Annotated in this window: 18 protein-coding genes; 11 read left to right on the forward strand and 7 right to left on the reverse strand. The window is 43.0% G+C overall.

Annotation, left to right across the window (positions count from 1 at the left end; translation table 11 throughout):
• Positions 1-30 precede the first annotated feature (30 nt).
• Positions 31-1,305 carry an aminopeptidase PepB gene (gene pepB, locus AC19MV_RS05190; protein ID WP_498306140.1) on the reverse strand — a complete coding sequence of 425 codons (1,275 nt, stop codon included), beginning with the start codon at positions 1,303-1,305 and terminating at the stop codon, positions 31-33.
• Between the two features lie 145 nt (positions 1,306-1,450).
• Here pepB and sfsA point away from each other — a divergent pair, with 145 nt between their 5' ends.
• The 8 genes from sfsA (at position 1,451) to AC19MV_RS05230 (ending at position 8,553) form a co-directional block, all read left to right on the forward strand.
• Complete coding sequence (gene sfsA, locus AC19MV_RS05195) at positions 1,451-2,155, forward strand: DNA/RNA nuclease SfsA (protein ID WP_498306142.1); 705 nt, start codon at positions 1,451-1,453, stop codon at positions 2,153-2,155.
• A gap of 139 nt (positions 2,156-2,294) precedes the next feature.
• Complete coding sequence (gene dksA, locus AC19MV_RS05200; RefSeq protein ID WP_188737863.1) at positions 2,295-2,738, forward strand: RNA polymerase-binding protein DksA; 444 nt, start codon at positions 2,295-2,297, stop codon at positions 2,736-2,738.
• A 128-nt stretch (positions 2,739-2,866) separates the two neighbouring features.
• The gene (gene gluQRS / locus AC19MV_RS05205; RefSeq protein WP_498306143.1) at positions 2,867-3,754 is read left to right on the forward strand and encodes a tRNA glutamyl-Q(34) synthetase GluQRS; all 888 of its coding nucleotides are present in this window, start codon (positions 2,867-2,869) and stop codon (positions 3,752-3,754) included.
• Between the two features lie 246 nt (positions 3,755-4,000).
• On the forward strand, positions 4,001-5,311 hold the full coding sequence (locus AC19MV_RS05210) for a polynucleotide adenylyltransferase PcnB (RefSeq protein ID WP_498306273.1): 1,311 nt from the start codon (positions 4,001-4,003) through the stop codon (positions 5,309-5,311).
• A 5-nt stretch (positions 5,312-5,316) separates the two neighbouring features.
• On the forward strand, positions 5,317-5,802 hold the full coding sequence (gene folK / locus AC19MV_RS05215) for a 2-amino-4-hydroxy-6-hydroxymethyldihydropteridine diphosphokinase (RefSeq protein ID WP_498306145.1): 486 nt from the start codon (positions 5,317-5,319) through the stop codon (positions 5,800-5,802).
• Positions 5,803-5,868: 66 nt separating this feature from the next.
• Positions 5,869-6,663 (forward strand): 3-methyl-2-oxobutanoate hydroxymethyltransferase, encoded by a 795-nt coding sequence (gene panB / locus AC19MV_RS05220; protein WP_498306146.1) that lies wholly within the window; start codon positions 5,869-5,871, stop codon positions 6,661-6,663.
• A gap of 71 nt (positions 6,664-6,734) precedes the next feature.
• Positions 6,735-7,589, forward strand: a complete 855-nt coding sequence (panC, locus tag AC19MV_RS05225; protein ID WP_498306148.1) for a pantoate--beta-alanine ligase — start codon at positions 6,735-6,737, stop codon at positions 7,587-7,589.
• Between the two features lie 445 nt (positions 7,590-8,034).
• Positions 8,035-8,553, forward strand: coding sequence for a DUF4124 domain-containing protein (locus AC19MV_RS05230; RefSeq protein ID WP_432399930.1), 519 nt, complete (start codon positions 8,035-8,037; stop codon positions 8,551-8,553).
• 21 nt (positions 8,554-8,574) lie between these two features.
• Here the strand turns inward: AC19MV_RS05230 and AC19MV_RS05235 are convergent, their stop codons facing one another.
• The gene (locus AC19MV_RS05235) at positions 8,575-8,772 is read right to left on the reverse strand and encodes a YheV family putative zinc ribbon protein (protein WP_498296643.1); all 198 of its coding nucleotides are present in this window, start codon (positions 8,770-8,772) and stop codon (positions 8,575-8,577) included.
• 145 nt (positions 8,773-8,917) lie between these two features.
• On the opposite strand from AC19MV_RS05235, the gene AC19MV_RS05240 reads away from it, so the two are divergent.
• Together AC19MV_RS05240 and AC19MV_RS05245 are read left to right on the forward strand one after the other, a co-directional pair.
• Positions 8,918-10,831, forward strand: coding sequence for an ABC transporter ATP-binding protein (locus AC19MV_RS05240; RefSeq protein ID WP_498306150.1), 1,914 nt, complete (start codon positions 8,918-8,920; stop codon positions 10,829-10,831).
• Positions 10,832-10,879: 48 nt separating this feature from the next.
• Positions 10,880-11,341, forward strand: a complete 462-nt coding sequence (locus tag AC19MV_RS05245; RefSeq protein WP_498306152.1) for a TIGR02444 family protein — start codon at positions 10,880-10,882, stop codon at positions 11,339-11,341.
• A gap of 85 nt (positions 11,342-11,426) precedes the next feature.
• Here the strand turns inward: AC19MV_RS05245 and AC19MV_RS05250 are convergent, their stop codons facing one another.
• The 5 genes from AC19MV_RS05250 to AC19MV_RS05270 all read right to left on the reverse strand — a co-directional run bounded on the left by AC19MV_RS05250 (position 11,427) and on the right by AC19MV_RS05270 (position 17,613).
• Positions 11,427-12,191, reverse strand: coding sequence for a hypothetical protein (locus tag AC19MV_RS05250; protein ID WP_498306154.1), 765 nt, complete (start codon positions 12,189-12,191; stop codon positions 11,427-11,429).
• Between the two features lie 74 nt (positions 12,192-12,265).
• Complete coding sequence (locus AC19MV_RS05255; RefSeq protein WP_498306156.1) at positions 12,266-14,332, reverse strand: alkyl sulfatase dimerization domain-containing protein; 2,067 nt, start codon at positions 14,330-14,332, stop codon at positions 12,266-12,268.
• Positions 14,333-14,453: 121 nt separating this feature from the next.
• Positions 14,454-15,350 carry a LysR family transcriptional regulator gene (locus tag AC19MV_RS05260; protein ID WP_498306158.1) on the reverse strand — a complete coding sequence of 299 codons (897 nt, stop codon included), beginning with the start codon at positions 15,348-15,350 and terminating at the stop codon, positions 14,454-14,456.
• Between the two features lie 136 nt (positions 15,351-15,486).
• The gene (locus AC19MV_RS05265; protein WP_498306160.1) at positions 15,487-17,073 is read right to left on the reverse strand and encodes a GMC family oxidoreductase; all 1,587 of its coding nucleotides are present in this window, start codon (positions 17,071-17,073) and stop codon (positions 15,487-15,489) included.
• Between the two features lie 27 nt (positions 17,074-17,100).
• On the reverse strand, positions 17,101-17,613 hold the full coding sequence (locus AC19MV_RS05270; RefSeq protein ID WP_498306162.1) for a TAT leader-containing periplasmic protein: 513 nt from the start codon (positions 17,611-17,613) through the stop codon (positions 17,101-17,103).
• Between the two features lie 112 nt (positions 17,614-17,725).
• On the opposite strand from AC19MV_RS05270, the gene AC19MV_RS05275 reads away from it, so the two are divergent.
• Entirely contained in the window at positions 17,726-18,739 is a 1,014-nt protein-coding gene (locus tag AC19MV_RS05275) for a hydrolase (RefSeq protein WP_498306164.1), read from the forward strand.

Consider the following 18,739-nt stretch of genomic DNA (forward strand, 5'->3'; position numbering starts at 1 on the left):
GCTGTCTTTGAGTTTGTTATCGCTTGAAGGCTAGTCTTTTAGTAGCTCTGCAATTGTGAGTACACCATGAGTAGTTGCACCTGCAGCCCATAATGCTGAAGCAGAAGACTCAAATGCGCCAGCGAGGTCAACGTGTAACCAATTAGCTTGTGGTGACACAAAGCGCCATAAGAAACCAGCTGCATTAGATGCGCCACCCGCGCCGCCACCTTTAACAGGACGACTGTTTGCCGTGTCTGCATAAGCCGATGGGCACATATCTTTGTGCCATGGATCTAATGGCAGTGGCCATACATTTTCAGATACTGCAGCTGCACGTTTTTGAGCAAGTTGTAGCGTGGCAGTTTGTGGCGAGAAAATCGCATTGTAATTTGACCCCACAGCCATAACTGCTGCACCTGTTAAGGTTGCTGCGTCAATAATCAATGGCGCGCCAGTGTCAGAAGCGGCCTGTAAACCATCGGCTAACACTAAACGACCTTCAGCATCGGTATTAACGATTTCAACTGTGGTGCCATTTTTATAAGTTAAAATATCACCTAATTTAAATGCACGGCCGCTTACCAGGTTTTCTGCGCAACATAAAAACAGTTTTACACGCTTATTTAAGCCCGCTTTCATCGCTAAGCCTAATGCCGCGGTAACTGTTGCCGCCCCGCCCATGTCGCATTTCATTGCCAACATGCCTTCTGATGACTTAAGGCTATAGCCGCCTGAGTCAAAAGTAATCCCTTTGCCCACTAATGCAACCGATACCGGAGCATCTGCTGCAAGCGGATTAAAATCAAGCTCAAGCAATGCCGGTGGACGCTCACTGCCGCGACCGACCGCATGAATACCAACCCATTTCTTTTCTAATAACTCTTGGCCTTCAACAATAGTAAAACTTACCTTGTCGCCACCGATGTTTTTTATCCAGGCTGCAGCTTGCGTCGCTAATCCCACTGGCGATAAATCTTCTGGGGTATCATTAATTAACTTACGCGCAAATTGAGCCGCTTCAGCGCGCTGAGTTAAGGTCGCTTGATCTACATCACTGCCACACCAAAGCACTTGATAACCCGCTTTAGCAGTGGCAAAACCTTGTGCAAAAGCCCACTGAGAATGCAGATTCCATAAGTCGCCAGTAAGCTGTACAGCGTTAACGCCTTGATTACGTATTTTTCTCGCGGCCATTTGCACCTGACGCAGCTCATCGCTGCCAGATAAATGGATCAGTGTTTGCGCGCCTTGATAAGTCACATCTGCTTTGCCCCAATGCGCTGCTGGTGCGTCATTAGTAAGCGTTACCGTCATAATATCCATAGTCATTCCTTGTTGTGCGCCAGGCGGCGCAAATACCCTAGCCTAAACACGAGCTAATGGCAGTAGTGTAGACAAAACACAATCGATAAACCAAGCTAAAATTTGTTAACATTGTTGTAAATCAACCCAAGACATAGTTATACACATGCTATTTGAACCAAAATTAGAAACAGGTGTATTGTTAAAACGCTATAAACGCTTTTTGGCCGACGTTGCCCTACCCGACGGACAGGTCATCACTATTCATTGCCCTAACACTGGCTCAATGAAAAACTGTTTGTTTCCAGGAGAGCCTGTTTGGTTTTCAACCTCAGATAACCCTAAACGAAAATATCCCCATACTTGGGAGATTATGCAAACAGATCAACAACATTTTATTGGCATCAATACTGGTCGCGCCAATGCATTAGCTGAAGAAGCAATTAACCAACAGGTTATTACTGAGCTTCAAGGATATGACACCCTAAAGCGCGAAGTAAAATATGGTCATGAAAATAGCAGAATCGATATCTTGCTCACTAGCCAAAACCGCCCAGAGTGCTATATTGAAGTGAAAAGTTGTACCTTGCTAGAAGACCAAGTGGGCTACTTTCCAGATGCCGTCACAACGCGGGGACAAAAGCATCTACGCGAACTTATCCAAATGGTCACCATGGGCCACCGAGCGGTATTATTGTTTGTGGTGCAGCACAGTGGCATATCGACCGTAAAACCCGCGCGACATATCGACCCACAATACGCAGACTTACTTGAACAAGCCGTTGTTAAGGGTGTTGAAGTGTTAGCCTATAAAACAGCACTTACCGCACAGGGAAGCCAAATAGTCGAACCCTGTAAAGTGATGCTTTAGATAAAAAAACACTGAAATACTACGTAAAAAATTTGCCTAGCTATAGAGTTTCTGGTATAGATAGCGGCCGTAAAAATAAGACACAGCGGCCGTAAATTTAAGACGCCCTTAAAACGCAAGAGATTACAGGAGATGCGTTATGCCTGAAGGCACTAAAAAACTTGGCGTACTCGCTATTGCTGGTGTAGATCCTTACCAGGAGTCAGCTGGTGAAGAGTATATGAATAGCAAGCAACGAGGTCACTTTAAACGGATCCTCGAAGCATGGCGTAACCAATTGCGTGAAGAAGTCGACCGTACGTTAACTCACATGCAAGATGAAGCTGCTAACTTTCCTGATCCTGTAGACCGTGCAGCCCAAGAAGAAGAATTCAGCTTAGAATTACGTGCTCGTGATAGAGAACGTAAACTGATCAAGAAGATTGAAAAGACATTACAGAAAATTGAAGAAGATGATTTCGGTTTCTGTGATTCTTGTGGTGTCGAAATCGGCATCCGTCGTCTTGAAGCTCGTCCAACAGCCGATCAATGTATCGACTGTAAGACGCTAGCAGAGATTAAAGAAAAACAGATGGCGGGTTAACCCGTTATTCATAAGGGCGAGATTATCTCGCCTTTTTGTTTTCTAAAATCTAAAAATAAATAACATAGTCACGTGCCATGATAAGTTGGTGTCGTCTATGTAACTTAGCGACTAAAAAATTCACCGCTATGAGCACTACTCAATATATCGGCCGATTTGCGCCATCCCCTTCAGGACCTTTACACTTTGGTTCGCTTATTGCTGCCCTAGGCAGTTACCTTCGCGCCCACAGCCAGCAAGGCCAATGGCTCGTCCGCATTGAAGATATTGATCCCCCACGTGAAGTTGCCGGTGCCAGCGATGATATTCTGCGCACACTTGATGCCTATGGCTTACATTGGCATGGCACTGCGTTATATCAACATCAACGTTATGACGCCTATCAACAACAAATTGATCAGTTAATTAGCCACGATAAAGCCTATTTTTGCCAATGCACTCGCAAAATTATTCAAGCCAGTGGTGGGCTATACGACGGCCGATGCGGAAAATGCCAACCAAGGTTATCTCAAGGTGCAATTCGGATCCGCAATCAGGAAAAAGTCGATAATTTTACCGACTTACTTCAAGGCAAGGTAAGCGTCGATAGCCACTTTGCTGCCGAAGACTTTATGATTAAACGCAGTGACGGTTTATATGCTTATCAACTTGCCGTAGTGTTAGATGACGCTTATCAAGGTATTACAGAGGTTGTTCGAGGCTGTGATTTACTCGAAGCGAGCTGCCGACAAATCAGTTTATTCTTGCAACTAGGCCTAAGCACACCTAACTGGCTGCATTTGCCATTAGCCTGTGCCGAAAAAGGCTTTAAGTTATCAAAGCAAAATCATGCTCCGGCGATTGACACTCAACGTCCTCAAGCCAGCATTAATGCTGCATTAGCATTTTTGGGTCAAGCGAGTGTCGATATCGATTCGGTCGAAGTGATGCTGCAACAGGCAGTGGCACAATTTTGCTTAGATCGGATCCCAAAACACAAAGAAATCGTATTAGCAGCAACAAACCTGGCAACATAGTCGATACAGAGTTCATAAATGCAGTCGTGGTTGTGGATTAAGGGCTTTTAGCCGCTTAGCACATATACTCATTTATCAACATTTAATGTATTATACCCGCCAGATTTTTAATCAATTTATTCAAGTATTACGAGGTGTATTATTTTTCGCCGTATTAGCCAATTCTGTAAACAGCTATTTGAAGACAACAAAGTAGCTCCAGTCCTTGAAGAGCCCATTCAAGAAGATGGCTTACGTCTGGATATCATCTCCAGAGATGGTCATTCAATCTCACGTCGCCAAATTAGTGAAAATGCACTAAAAGTGCTTTATCGTCTGAATAAGTCTGGCTACAAAGCTTACTTAGTTGGCGGCGGCGTACGCGATATTTTACTTGGTTTACAACCCAAAGATTTTGACGTTGTCACCAATGCGACTCCAGAAGACATTAAGAAGTTATTTCGCAATTGTCGTTTAGTTGGCCGTCGTTTTAGACTGGCACATATTGTGTTTGGTCGTGACGTCATTGAAGTGGCAACATTTCGCGGTCACCACGGTGAAACCGACGATAAAATATCAAAATCAAATGCTGAAGGCCGTTTGTTACGTGACAACGTATATGGCGAGATTGACGAAGACGCCGAGCGCCGCGATTTCACCATCAATGCGCTTTATTATGATATCAGCGACTACTCTATTCGCAGCTATGGCGGCGGTATTAACGATCTTAATAACCGCACTATTAAGTTAATTGGCGATCCAGATACACGTTACCGTGAAGATCCTGTGCGTATGCTACGTGCCGTTCGTTTTGCCACTAAGTTAGACATGCAAATCGATGCCACTACAGCCGCGCCAATAGAAGCCTTAGCCCCTTTGTTAAGCGATATTCCAGCAGCCCGCATGTATGAAGAAGTGTTAAAGCTATTCTTTGCAGGCAAAGCTGAAGCCAATTATCACATGATGCAAAGTTTTGGTTTGTTTGCGCCGTTATTTCCGCAAGTGAGCGCATTAATTAGCGAATCGCCTAAAGGTCATGCCGCTAAAATGTTGCAAGCTGTGATGAACAGTACCGACTTACGCGTTAGCCAAGACAAGCCTGTTACCCCAGCATTTTTCTATGCGGCAATATTATGGTACCCGCTTAAACAGCGTGCCGATGATATTGCTATCGAAAGTGGGCTAACTCATTACGACGCTCACGTTGCCGCGATGGGCGATGTGATGGAACAACAATGTCGTACTATTAGTCTTCCACGTCGATTTAGCACCCCAGCCAAAGATATTTGGCAACTGCAGCTTCGTTTAGAGCGTAGCCAAGGGACTCGAGCATTTAAAATGTTAGAGAACCCTAAGTTTAGAGCCGGTTACGATTTATTGCTGCTTCGTGGTGAAGTTGAATCAGGTAATATTGCTAAAATTGCTGATTGGTGGAAAAGCTTTGTTGAAGCAGATGAAACTGAACGTAGCGAAATAGCCAAAAGTGGCAGTAAAAGTGGTAGCAGTCGTAACCGAAATGCGCCGCAGCGCAAGCGTCGCCGTAAACCTGCTGCTAAAGCTAATCCGACAGCTGAGTAATTACAGTGGCAATTCAAGTGTATGTGGCTCTGGGGGCAAACCTAGCTAATCCGACACTGCAACTCGACGATGCAGTTAGTGCACTAGGTGCACTAGCCATTGGCGATTCATTGCGTGTGTCTGGTTATTACGCCTCTAAACCCATGGGTGAAGTGTTACAGCCTGACTACGTTAACGCCGTAGCGGGCTTTGAAACAGCATTAACCCCCATTGAGTTACTTGATGCTTTGCAAGGCATTGAGCAACAGCAGGGCCGAGTAAGACTGCAACATTGGGGGCCTCGTACCCTAGATTTAGACATACTCCTTTACGGCCAACAGCAAATATCATTGCCACGACTCACTGTGCCACATTACGGCATGAAACAACGTAGCTTTGTGTTAATACCGTTAGCAGACATTGCGCCAACCCTCACACTGCCCTGTAATACCAGCCTTGAAAGCCTAATTAGTGTGACTATGCGCGATGAATTGCAAAAGCTTATCGAGTAAAGTTGATCTTAATCGGCAGCACATTAAGCTCAGCTTTTAGTATTTTAATTTTTTTAAGAGTCTACTATGTCAAAAGTCACCAGTTCGACCCTAATCAAGTTCAAAAAAGAAGGCAAAAAATTCACTGCACTTACCGCCTATGACGCCAGTTTTGCAGGTGCATTTGACAGCGAAGGTGTTGATGTATTGCTTGTTGGCGACTCTCTGGGCATGGTATTGCAAGGGCATGGCGACACTTTACCCGTGACAATTGCAGATATCGCTTATCACACTGCTTGTGTTAAACGCGGTATTGCTCGTGCGTTATTGATCGCCGATATGCCATTTATGAGCTACAGCACACCAGAACAAACAATGACAAACGCCGCAATACTCATGCAAGCGGGTGCCAGCATGGTTAAAGTAGAAGGTGGACATTGGTTACTTGAAAGCGTGAAAATGCTAACAGAACGTGGCATCCCAGTTTGTGCTCACTTAGGCTTAACCCCTCAGTCAGTCAATGTATTTGGTGGTTTTAAAGTGCAAGGTCGTGATGCTGAAAATGCCCAGCGAATTCTTGACGAAGCCAAAGCATTACAAGCCGCGGGAGCGCAGTTGCTCGTGGTTGAATGCATTCCACCACAATTGGCTAAAGCCATTACTGAAGCACTTACCATTCCAGTTATTGGTATTGGCGCAGGCGCCGACACCGACGGTCAAATTTTGGTCATGCATGATGTATTAGGTATTTCGAGCGGTTATATTCCCCGTTTTTCTAAAAACTACCTCAAGCAAACAGGCGAAATTCGCTCAGCAATTAGAGCGTATATTGACGAAGTAGCTGACGGAACCTTCCCAGCAGAAGAACATACATTTAACTAACTGTTAGTGCTGCGATGTTATTTTACCAAGCAGCACTCATAAACCATTTTTGAGTAAGGTTCGACAATAACATGATAACCACCGCTGTCATTTCAACGATCCGTGAACAAGTAAAGACTTGGCGTGCAAAAGGCGAAACCGTTGCTTTTGTGCCTACCATGGGTAACTTACACCAAGGTCATATTACCTTAGTTAATGAAGCGAAAAGCCGTGCTGATCACGTGGTGGTGTCTATTTTTGTCAACCCAATGCAATTTGGTCCTAAAGAAGATCTAGACGGATATCCACGTACATTAGCTCAAGACAGCGAAAAGCTGGAAAGCGCTGGCGCGGAACTGTTATTTACACCAACACCAGAGATTATTTACCCTAAAGGTTTAGCGCAGCAAACCTTTATTGAAGTACCCCATATTGGTGATGAATTATGTGGCGCAAGTCGCCCTGGGCATTTTCGTGGTGTGGCCACTATTGTCGCTAAACTATTTAATATTGTTCAGCCGGACATGGCATTATTTGGTCGTAAAGACTTTCAACAATTAATGATCATTAAAACCATGGTTGACGATTTATCAATGCCAATCGAGGTGATTGGTATTGAAACCATTCGCGAAGCATCAGGCTTGGCAATGAGTTCACGTAATGGCTATTTAACCGCAGATGAAAAAAACAACGCAGCAGCATTAAAACGCGCAATAGACAGTGTTATTCATGCCGTTCAGCACAACAAATCCCCGCAACATGCTATTGAGCAAGCTGTGCAACAATTAATAACTGCAGGCTTTACGCCTGATTACTTTGAACTGAGAAATGCCGATACGTTACGTCAAGCAACCGCTGACGATAACCAGCTTGTTGTTATTGCGGCGGCTTACTTAGGCAAAGCACGTTTGATTGATAACGCGTCATTTTCCCGTCACCCCGTATAACAATCATGGGAACAATCATTTAATTTTTTGCTAAGTTAATAAAATAAAAAACAAAGATTGTTCTTATCAGTAAAATTTGATTGTCAAAAAACTGGTTTTATCGATAAACTTGACCCATATTTAATCAGTGCTATGCCCCCATAAAAGGGCAAGCCTTGTACAATTGAGCAAATATGGTGCAACTATAGTGAATATCCGGTAGCGAGAATGGCGAATGTCTTACTTGAGTACGGTAAAACTATGATAATCTGCTCAATCAAATATATTGTTATCACAATCTTAACAATAGGTTGTTAACGTGTAGCTAAACGAGCCGTTATTGCCACTTAACATGACGACTAGATAATGTGATGTACGACCAAGCACTGTGGTCAATTACTTAACATCTGTAGTGTTAAATGAGTGAATTAAATCAAACTAGTATCGCAAAAGGACGTGTGGCCGCATGGCAAAAAGACTGTTATTCATGTTGTTTGCATTGAGCGCTTTTGGGGCTCAGGCTAATACTATTTACAAATGCATGAAAGACGAAAAAGTCGTGTTCAGCCAAACCGTTTGCCCGCAAGAATTTCGCCAACATAAAATTGAATATCAACTTGGTATTACTACCGAAGTCGACTCGGACAAGCGTGAGTTAAAAGAAGATCCGCTTAAAGCGTTATTAAACAAACAAACCATTTCCAAAGAAAAACTTTTACAGTTGTTAGACGGAGAAATCTATCGTCTTAAACAAGAAAACAGCTATTTTGAGATCCTTCGAGCCAGCGAAATTCAAAAGCTAGACCGTAAACGTTATTGGCAAACCAAGCCAAAAGACGACCCGAGCTATGGCTTAGAGTTACAAGAAATCACCGATCGTTTTAACGAGCTTACCAAAAATAACATTAATGTCATCAGGGTGTTGAATCAGCATAAAATGAAAATATCAGCTGAAACTCCCCCTGATGAATACATGAGCAATTAAGTTTAGAAGCTTAGCGCCCCATTAATCTGGCTTAAACACCCCAATCATACTGCCACTGGCCTTTTTAGGCACTTCGATATCCGTTTGTAATGCACGGTAATCACAATCAGTACATTCAACGGTTTCGATACCATTTTCTTTGAATAACAAAATGCTGTCTTTCGCACCACATTTAGGGCATTTAGCGCCAGCAACAAAGCGTTTTTTGATTTTAGTCATGATGTTCTCTTAATAAATACCTTTTAAATATATACGTCTATTTTGCCTTATTCACCCACATGAGTCCCGTGATTGTGGGAAATAAATTGCAGATGCGATATCATCTACACCATTATTCTATTGTTAAGCAATCAAGTTGTAATTAATGATCAACATTAGCCAAGCTCAATTAGTTCGCGGCAGTAAAACCCTTCTCGATGAAACCTCACTCACTATCTACCCTGGCCATAAAGTCGGACTCGTAGGCGCTAACGGTACCGGTAAATCATCATTGCTTGCACTAATATTGGGCCACTTACATCTTGATAAAGGCGACTTTAGTTTGCCTGCCGGTTGGCAAATTGCCACCGTAGCCCAGGAAACGCCAGCGCTTGACGTATCAGCACTGGAATACGTGCTCGATGGCGATGTTGAATTTCGCCAACTCGAAAACCAACTAAACCAGGCTCAACATGACAATGACGGCAATGCCATTGCCCTTATCCACGGTAAAATTGATGCCATTGGTGGTTATGCCATTCGCGCACGCGCTGGAGCATTGCTTGCCGGTTTAGGCTTTGGTGAAGCAGAACAAAGTAACCCCGTAAAAAGCTTCTCGGGTGGCTGGCGTATGCGCCTTAACTTAGCCCAGGCACTGTTGTGTCGTTCCGATTTATTACTGCTCGATGAACCCACCAACCACTTAGATTTAGACACCATGTACTGGCTAGAAGGTTGGATTAAATCTTATCAAGGCACATTAATCCTTATCAGTCACGACCGCGACTTTATTGATGGTATTGTTGATGAGATTGTTCATGTCGAAAATCATAAATTAAATTTCTACAAAGGTAATTACAGTGCCTTTGAACGTGTTCGTGCAGAACGTATGGCGCAACAACAAGTTGCGTTTGAACGCCAACAAAAAGAACGGTCGCACATGCAATCATTTGTTGACAGGTTCCGTTACAAAGCCAGTAAAGCGAAACAGGCACAAAGCCGCTTAAAAGCACTTGAGCGTATGGCAGAGTTATTACCGTCACAAGTTGATAACCCATTCCAAATGGCGTTTAGAGAACCAGAAGCATTACCTAACCCACTCGTGGCGATGGAAAATGTCTCGATTGGTTACGATGACAACACTATTTTAAAACAAGTGCAGCTCAACCTAGTCCCTGGCGCACGGATTGGATTATTAGGCCGTAATGGCGCGGGTAAATCGACTTTAATTAAGCTGTTATCTGGGCAACTCCACGCTAAAACCGGTAAGTACGAGCCTAACCCCGGGCTTAATATTGGTTACTTTGCCCAGCACCAAATCGAATTTTTAAGCCTAGACGACTCACCACTACAGCACTTAGTACGCTTAGCTCCGGCCAGTACCCGCGAGCAAGAATTGCGTAATTTTTTAGGCGGTTTTGGCTTTAATGGCGATATGGCTTTAGCACCAGTGAGACCCTTTTCTGGTGGCGAGAAAGCACGTTTAGTATTGGCATTATTGGTGTGGCAACGCCCTAACTTGCTGTTACTCGATGAGCCGACCAACCACTTAGACTTAGAAATGCGTCATGCGTTAACCATGGCATTACAAAGCTTTGAAGGGGCTATGGTTATTGTATCGCATGACCGTCATTTATTGCGTCTAAGCTGCAGTGACTACTACTTGGTTGATCAGGGCGTGGTGAAGCCTTTCGAAGGCGATTTAGACGATTATCATCAATGGTTACTCGATGCAGCAAAAGCCGCTCAAGCCAGCAATAAAAGTGAATCTCAAGCTGTTAATGGCGATCAAATCGATAAAAAACAGCAAAAACGCATTGAAGCAGAACTAAGACAAAAAACCTCACCGCTTAAAAAGCAGCAAGCTAAATTAGAAACACAGCAACAAAAGATATCACAACGATTGGCAGAGCTAGAAACCGAACTGGCCGATGGCAGCTTATACGAAGCTGAGAACAAAGCCAAAATGACTCAAGTGCTTAACGAGCGTACCAGCCTAACCCAGGAGATGGACGAAAGTGAAATGAACTGGTTAGAGCTGCAAGAACAAATTGAAGAGATTGAACAAGCGGTTCAATAACAGAATGTTGACTGTGGCGTTTATTCGTAAACGCCTTAGGAAAAACCAATGCCAACACCAATAAATCGTCCCACATTTACGCCCAATTTATGGCGCGAGTGCGAACAAGCTTATGCTCAAAATCCTCGCGCTTATATCCTATTACAAGACAGTCACAAGATTAATGTTAACTTATTATTGTTAGCCCAATATCTTGATGAAAAAGCGTATTTGTTAACTCAATCGCAATGGGAAATACTCATCAGTACCACCGCGCAGTGGGAAGAAAGCGTATTGCAGCCATATCGAAAGTTACGTCGTATTGCCAAACAACACTTAGCAGAAGATGAATATCAAAAAATGCTTGATGTTGAATTGATAATGGAGCGAAAGTCACAACAGCTTTTATTACAAAGGCTCAATAGCTTGGTTGGTGAGACATTCAATTTAAAACATGCTGATTACTCAAATACACAACATTATTTAAGTTTATTGGGTTTAGATGAGCATGTCATGGCGACGGTAAAGTAAACTCAATACACAAAGCTCATTACAGGCTAAAACTGCACCCAGTACATTGTTTCAAATGAGTGCAGTTTTTAACCTTACTGATTACTTAAAATTGATAGTTAAACTCTATTCGGTGGTCACCACTTTTAAAGCTATCGTGTTCAGTCCAATTCGCGTAATAACGAATATTTGATCTTGGTGCCAACTGGTAAGACACAATAAACTCATGAGCAAAGGCAGAAGATTCCCCAGAGAATCCCTGATCTTTATAGGTATCTGACCCAGACAAACTCGACATCCACATTGGATTATAATTTAACCAAATGTTATCTGTAATATCGAGTTTACTGTAAAGCCCCACCATACCGAATGTGCCAGGGACCGAATAACCACTGGTCATTTGATCGTCATCTCCAACAACATTATTCCCAAAAGCGGCTCCTACACCAACAAGCGGGTACAACTGCAAAGGACCATATGCTGGAAGCGCTTGGATCAAGCTATATGAAATGGCCCCACTCTCATTGTTAAAGTCATAATTAACATCGAGTTGCGAGCCTCTTCCGTTAGTTAAATCAACGCCAAAATTACGAAAGCGCATACTATCAACACTATTGTTAGCCTCATCTCGCCAACCGAAAGTCTCTCCCATTAAGCCTTTAAACTCGAAAACATTCATGCCCATGGTGGTGTCGCTTCCAGTATCAAAAGACTGACCCAATTTAATATTGACGCCTTTATCGGTTGTCCCGACACCCATTTGTGTATAAACCGCCAAAGGATCTGACATATCTTGGATTTCGCTGTTTTCATCAGCCACAACCTGACTCGAAAAAAGCACTGCGATTGCTAAGTAAATATTTTTTTGCATGACTTAATCTCCAACACTAACTGAATAAGAGCACCCACTCCAAACAAGCTGGGTGCTACCTCAAATGACATAAATTACCTTGTGACTATCGGTACTTGCTTGCCATACGGCGATTCGATGTGCTCGATAAGTACCTTAAGAACAGGCTCTTCTGTTGTTAGTGTGTTAAAGAAAAATAAGTCGTAGAACGCTTTACGGGATATGACCTTCGGCAAATTACCCGCGCTATGACCAAGCTCATGCACCATTACCCCAGAGCGAATGCCAAACGTATAATCAACACCATCGAGAATTACGTTAGTCAACAGGGTATCTTCTGGCGTACTACTGAGTTTTTCAGAGTTAAGCCTAGTGCGAAGAATTTTAAATAAGTCGTCCATTTCCATCTCGTCCATGGTGTTTTCGGACAGATTTATCATCATATCTGACATCACAAATGCACCATTTTCCAACTCCATTGCACCAGTGAGAGCCCAGTTTCTCCAACCAGGGGTTGATTGCGAATAGCCCCACTCTTTCATTGCATCTGCTTTAAGCTGTTTCATTTGTTGGTCTTCAGGGTTAGCCCGCACAGCCCAGGTCGTAATATCCATCGTCCAGCCGTAATTACCGGCTTTAAATGCTTTTTCAGCAGTCTCATAGATATTGTCTCGCCCGCCTAACGCCTCAACATACAGCTCAGCTCGGTCTTCAAAATTAGGTTTTGCAAATTCAGTAGGGTCACCCTGATACCAGCCCATATATCCGTTGTAAATATTGCGAACATTTTGCTCTACAGAGCCCCGTAATGGTCGGTGATATTCATGATCGCTGATGTGTTCCGGTAGTGTGATATGCAGTTCTATCTCATCACGAGTCATACCTTTGTTCATCAAACGGATCGTTTCATCATATTGATACTGTAAAGAGTCACGCCATACGCTAAACACAGATTCAACATAGTCTTCACCGGTTACTGGGCGTCCATGATGATTGGTGAAGCTTTTCGCATGATATGAGCGCATGCGATCGACACTGTCTTTCCACTCTTCCATATCACGATATTGTGCTCCTCGAATAGTGTAAACATTCGGTATCGTTTCTCCCTGAATAGAATCCCCTAATAACATTTCACCGTTTTCAGGCATGTAAATTGCGATATGATCGCTAGACTCACCCGGCACATGGAAAAGTTCCATCTCAACCCCATCGATGACCATAATTTGCTGATCATCAAGTGTGATATTGGGCTTTGCCGTAAACGTGGTTCTTGGGTCATAGACTTCTTTTGGTACATAACCAATGCCTTGGCCTACATAACCTTCCGCTCCCACTTCTAATGGAGCACCAAAAGCATACATACCGCGATGAGACATTAATGGCGATAAAAAGCCTGATTCTAAGGCAAACATTTCAAACAGCTTTTCATGTGCAATCACATTGATTTCACCAGCGGTAACCTGTTCTGGCGTGACATAAGCGCCGGTACCAGACAATTGATCAGGGTGGTGATGAGAATAGATAATGGTATGGAACGGCAAATCTATCCCCGTTGCTTCACGAAATTTTTCAATGGCCACTTCTGCAATTTCGTTAGAGTAATGAGTGTCAAATGCGATTAAGCCTGTGTCACCCACAACAATAGTTGAGTTGGTCATTTCAAACCCGTATATCTGATATACCCGATCAGAGAGTTTATAAATGGTGGGCTTCATGATGCCATGCATACGTTTTAGCTCAGGATGTACTGAATCACTCGCTTGGATATTACTATTGCGCAGCTTTGCTTCATCTTCTGATTCAAATATGTTGTAGTCAGCACTCCATATCACTTCAGGAAGATTAACGGTGCTTTTTAAATCATTCAGCACCTTGTAGTTATCTTTAGCATGCGAGCCAGATTTATAATCGACTTTAACTAAGGCGTTTTCTGGTGAGCCAGCAATAAAGACGTCAAGATCTTTTGGGTAGCCTCGAGTGTCATGATTATGCACTTGAGTTGCCGCAATATAACCGGCAATAGAATCATCGTCATGTTTAACTTCTACATGCGAATGACCATTAACTTTAAGTGTGTCACCTAAAGTAAGATGATTATGATGTTGAGCATTTGCGGTTAAGCTAACCAGACCAATTGCTACTGCAAGTAAGTTCTTTTTCATGTTGTTACCTCTACAATTTAATAAACGGCTATTCGTTTATTTGTTGAGGTAATAATAAGAACTTGGAGTGATTAAATATATTAATGATAACTAATGTCGATCATTCGATTTTTTTATCACGTTAAGGTGAGGAGAGCACTTCTTTAAAGAGGCTAATTAGCCACAATGTGAGGGGATCTTTATCATTTTTATAATGATAATAAGTACATATGTTAGGTGTTGAAATCGGTATATTTTCTTCGAGTGTGAAGGAGCGGTATACATCTTGATCCATAAATCGATATAACGTCGAGCAAGGAAAAATCATATCGGTATTTTGTACAACCTCCAAAATGCCTTCCGGTAATTCTGAACGATAACCGATATCTATTTTCAACCCTAATGCATCAAACGCTTGTTCTGCATGAGATATTTTTGAGTTCCAATCGCTCGAAATAATCGTAGTAAAAGGGTACTTTGCCGCTTCTGCCATACTCACGACATTAGCTTTTATCGGATGATCTTTTCTAATTAAACAGCGAAAACTGTCTTTTGCAATACCCACTTCCCTTATCTGTTTATCCTGGCTGGTAATTTGATAATGCACCCCAATGTGGATTTGATCTGACCTAATCAGCTCTAAGGTATGTTGAGACCATTGGTGAATATGTATGCTTAAATTAGGCGCTTCGTCTGTGATTTTTTTTAAAAAGCGATGCCCTAATAATGGTGCAAGTAAAGGCGATACCGCTAATGAAATGGTTTGATTAATATGTTGAGGATTAAAGTCGCTTGTCTGGGTGACAGACTGCTCAAGTTGATGAAAAGTTTCATATGAATTTTGATACAGTTTATCGGCGAAAGACGTTGGCTCAAGCCCCTGCGGTACTTTGACAAACAGTTCATCATTAAACTGATGCCTTAACTTTGATAACTGCTGACTTAAAGAAGGTTGTGAGCTGTGCAATCGCTCTGCAGCACGGCGCATGTTCTTTTCTTGGTATAAAACGAAGAATATTTTTAGTCTATTTAAATCCATGTAGACCTCAGCACTCGTGTTGTAAACAGATAACGAGCCATAACATAATGGACCATGATGAAAGGCACGCTTTATTCTATACCGTTAACCGCACTATAGAGACATAAAATGGCACTCATTCATCATATAAGCCTAATTATTTCGCTGTCAGCTTTTGCGCTAATGCTGTCGCATTACGGGCCACAATGCCATAAATAGTCAATTGTGGGTTAGCGCCTAGGCTGGTTGGAAATACTGATCCATCCATCACTGATAAGTTTTCAAAATAGTGTGAATTACCATAACTGTCGACCATCGCCTGGGTTTTGTCTTCACCCATAGGGCACCCGCCCATCACATGCGCTGAAGCCACAATCGTCTTAATTAAACCCAAATCTAATTGATTAATGCTTTGTTTCGCATCATTCCAGGACTCAAAAAAACTTAGGCCATCGTGCATCGGCAATACCTTTTTAGCTCCTGCGGCAAACTGCAATTCCGCCATCGATAAAAATGCCCGACGCGCAGCCCCCCAAAAACCATCGGTTAAGGGGTAATCAAGGGCAAAGCTGTTATCGGTTAACCGCACTTGTCCGCCAGGGCTTTGTTCATTAAAACCGTCACGGATTAATGCTATGGTGACCTGCATTTGATTAAAATTAGCCATTAGCTGTGCGTGACTAACGCCATAACCTATAGTTTTAGAGGCAATAAGCACAGGATGCACAGGCGCGACTTCGAGCTTATAACCTAACTCGCCAGCAGCACCATCGCGCCAAACAAACTCATCAGAATATATCGATTGCGGCGCACCACTGTGACCATTAATTTGTTCGGCAAACATACCGCCAGATAATAACGACGGATGCAAAAAGGTTTTACCAAGTTGCTTGTGAGGATCGGGCGTATTTGAACGCATTAAAATGGTTGGCGTATGAATGGCGCCAGCACTTAAAATATAGTGTTTGGCACTGAATGTAATTTTTAATGCTGTGGGTTTCAACCCTTCTGTCATCGCTTGTGCGGTTAATCCAACGACCTTGTCGCCTTTATGTTCAAGCTTGACGACTTTTGCCCGTGAGATTAATGTCGCACCTTGCTCAAGTGCGCTAGGGATAGTGGTTACCAGCATCGATTGTTTAGCATTAACTGGGCAACCCATTCCGCAATAACCGGTATTCCAACAGCCTTTAACATTGCGTTTTATGACCGTGTATTCCCAACCCAATTTTTCACAGCCATCACGTAATGCGCCGTTGTTACGGTTTGCGTCGTATTGCCATTGCTCGATATTGAGTCGCTTCTCCATTTTTTCAAACCAAGGCTGTAACTCCGTCGCCGATAATCCTTTAACCGATTTAGCTTGCTGCCAAAAATCCAATGTCGGCTCAGGTGTGCGTATCGAGGTGGTCCAGTTAACCGTTGTTGAACCGCCAACCGTGCGGCCTTGAAAAATGCCAATGCCTTTATCTGCGGTTTTTAATGCCGCGGCTTGTTGGTATAAATTAGGGTAAGCATGGCGCTCTTCCATATCAAAATGCGTTGACGACTTTAACGCGCCGCCTTCAATCATAATGACTTTAAGCCCAGCTTGAGACAATATTTCAGCCGCTGTTCCGCCACCAGCACCCGTGCCGACAATAACCACATCGGCCTCAAAATGACGGTCTTTCTCTAATGTGCTGGCATCAATATGGTGCCAACCCGCATTCAGTCCTGTGATAATAGGATCAATAATAGCCACGAGAATACTCCTTTATACACAGGGTGATTAGTTTGAGTTACTCACCAAGAAAGTGGGCTTGGCATAACGCAAGTTACCCCAATGTTCAGGGCAAGCATAATAATTGGCCATAATGAGCTCACGCAGCCCTGAATAGGCTGTTTTTAACATATCGAGAAAGTTGTAACGCCAAAATTCTAGCATATCGATCAATTGCTGCGGTTCACGCCCCAATAACGGCGTCATACTGCCACTGAGCAACAACAAACCAAAACGGCCTTCAAGTAAGTCTAATAGCTCCATCAACTCATCTTGCTGGGCTTGTGGTAAATGGGTAATCGACTGCGAAATAGCATCTAAGGTTCGATTGATCGCCATCTCCCTGTGATTAGCCACTTCAGGCAAGCTACCGTCGAGAAAAATAGGAATAAACACACTAAACAACACTCGATGGTGGATATCATCTATTGCTGTTGAGGATGTTGGCACATACAGATTAACACCTAATGCCAGTGCAGCCGTTCCTGCAAAAGCACCGGTGAGAAAGGTACGACGCTTCATTTACTTCCCCTTTGAGTTATTGTTGTCGGTAATTTTTATATGCTAAAGTGACATGGGTAACATTTAAACACACGTTTAAATATTCACAAACAATTGCAGAACGATTCCCTTTATGAAAAAGATGTTTTCTCCTCCTTGGTGGGCTGCTAGTCCGCACGTACAAACGATTCTACCGTTTATTTTTAAAGTGGCCAAACCAGCTACGTTTAGGCAAAGACAAGAGCTGCCTGACGGTGATTTCATTGATTTAGACTGGTTAGGCCAAGCTCAAAATGGTGAACCCATTTTAGTGATTATTCACGGACTTGAAGGGAACACTGAATCACATTACGCACGCAGAATGTTACTAGAGGCTAAAAAGGCCAACATTGCTGCGGTAGTGCATCATCACAGAGGCTGTTCAGGCGAGCCTAATCGGTTAGCACGCAGTTATCATAGCGGTGATGTCAATGACTTAGCATATACCTTGTCACAGTTAAAACAATACTACCCTGAATCACGCCTCTACGCTGTCGGCTACAGTTTAGGCGGCAATGTACTGGCAAAATACCAGGGAAGTGAGCAACAAGATAGCCTGTTAGAAAGGGCTGTCGTGGTGTCGGCGCCATTAACATTAGCCGCGTGTGCAAAACGTTTAGAGAGTGGTTTTTCGACCGTATATCAGCGCTTTTTAATTAAACGCTTGCAGCGTAAAATGCTCGATAAAATCAATACGGCCGATCTCACAGCGCAAATGCCCATCAATAAAAAACAACTTAAAATGCTCAACACATTTTATTTATTTGATGATCAAGTCACAGCACCTTTGCATGGTTTTACTGGGGTGAACGATTACTATCAAAAATCGAGTGGGATGAACTATTTAAAACACATTACTAAGCCAACGCTAGTGATCCATGCTCAAGACGACCCTTTTATGACTGACGATGTGATCCCTAGCAAAGATCAGTTATCGCCAATGGTAGAATATGAGCTACATCAATGTGGTGGCCATGTTGGCTTTGTGGATGGCGGGTGGCCGTGGAAACCTAAATTCTATTTAGAAGATCGGATCATTAACTTTTTACTCGCTGACGATAATAAAACATTAGCGCAACATGCTGTCGCTGCGACAGAAAAGGAATAA

The sequence above is a fragment of the Shewanella sp. MF05913 genome, assembly GCF_059758095.1.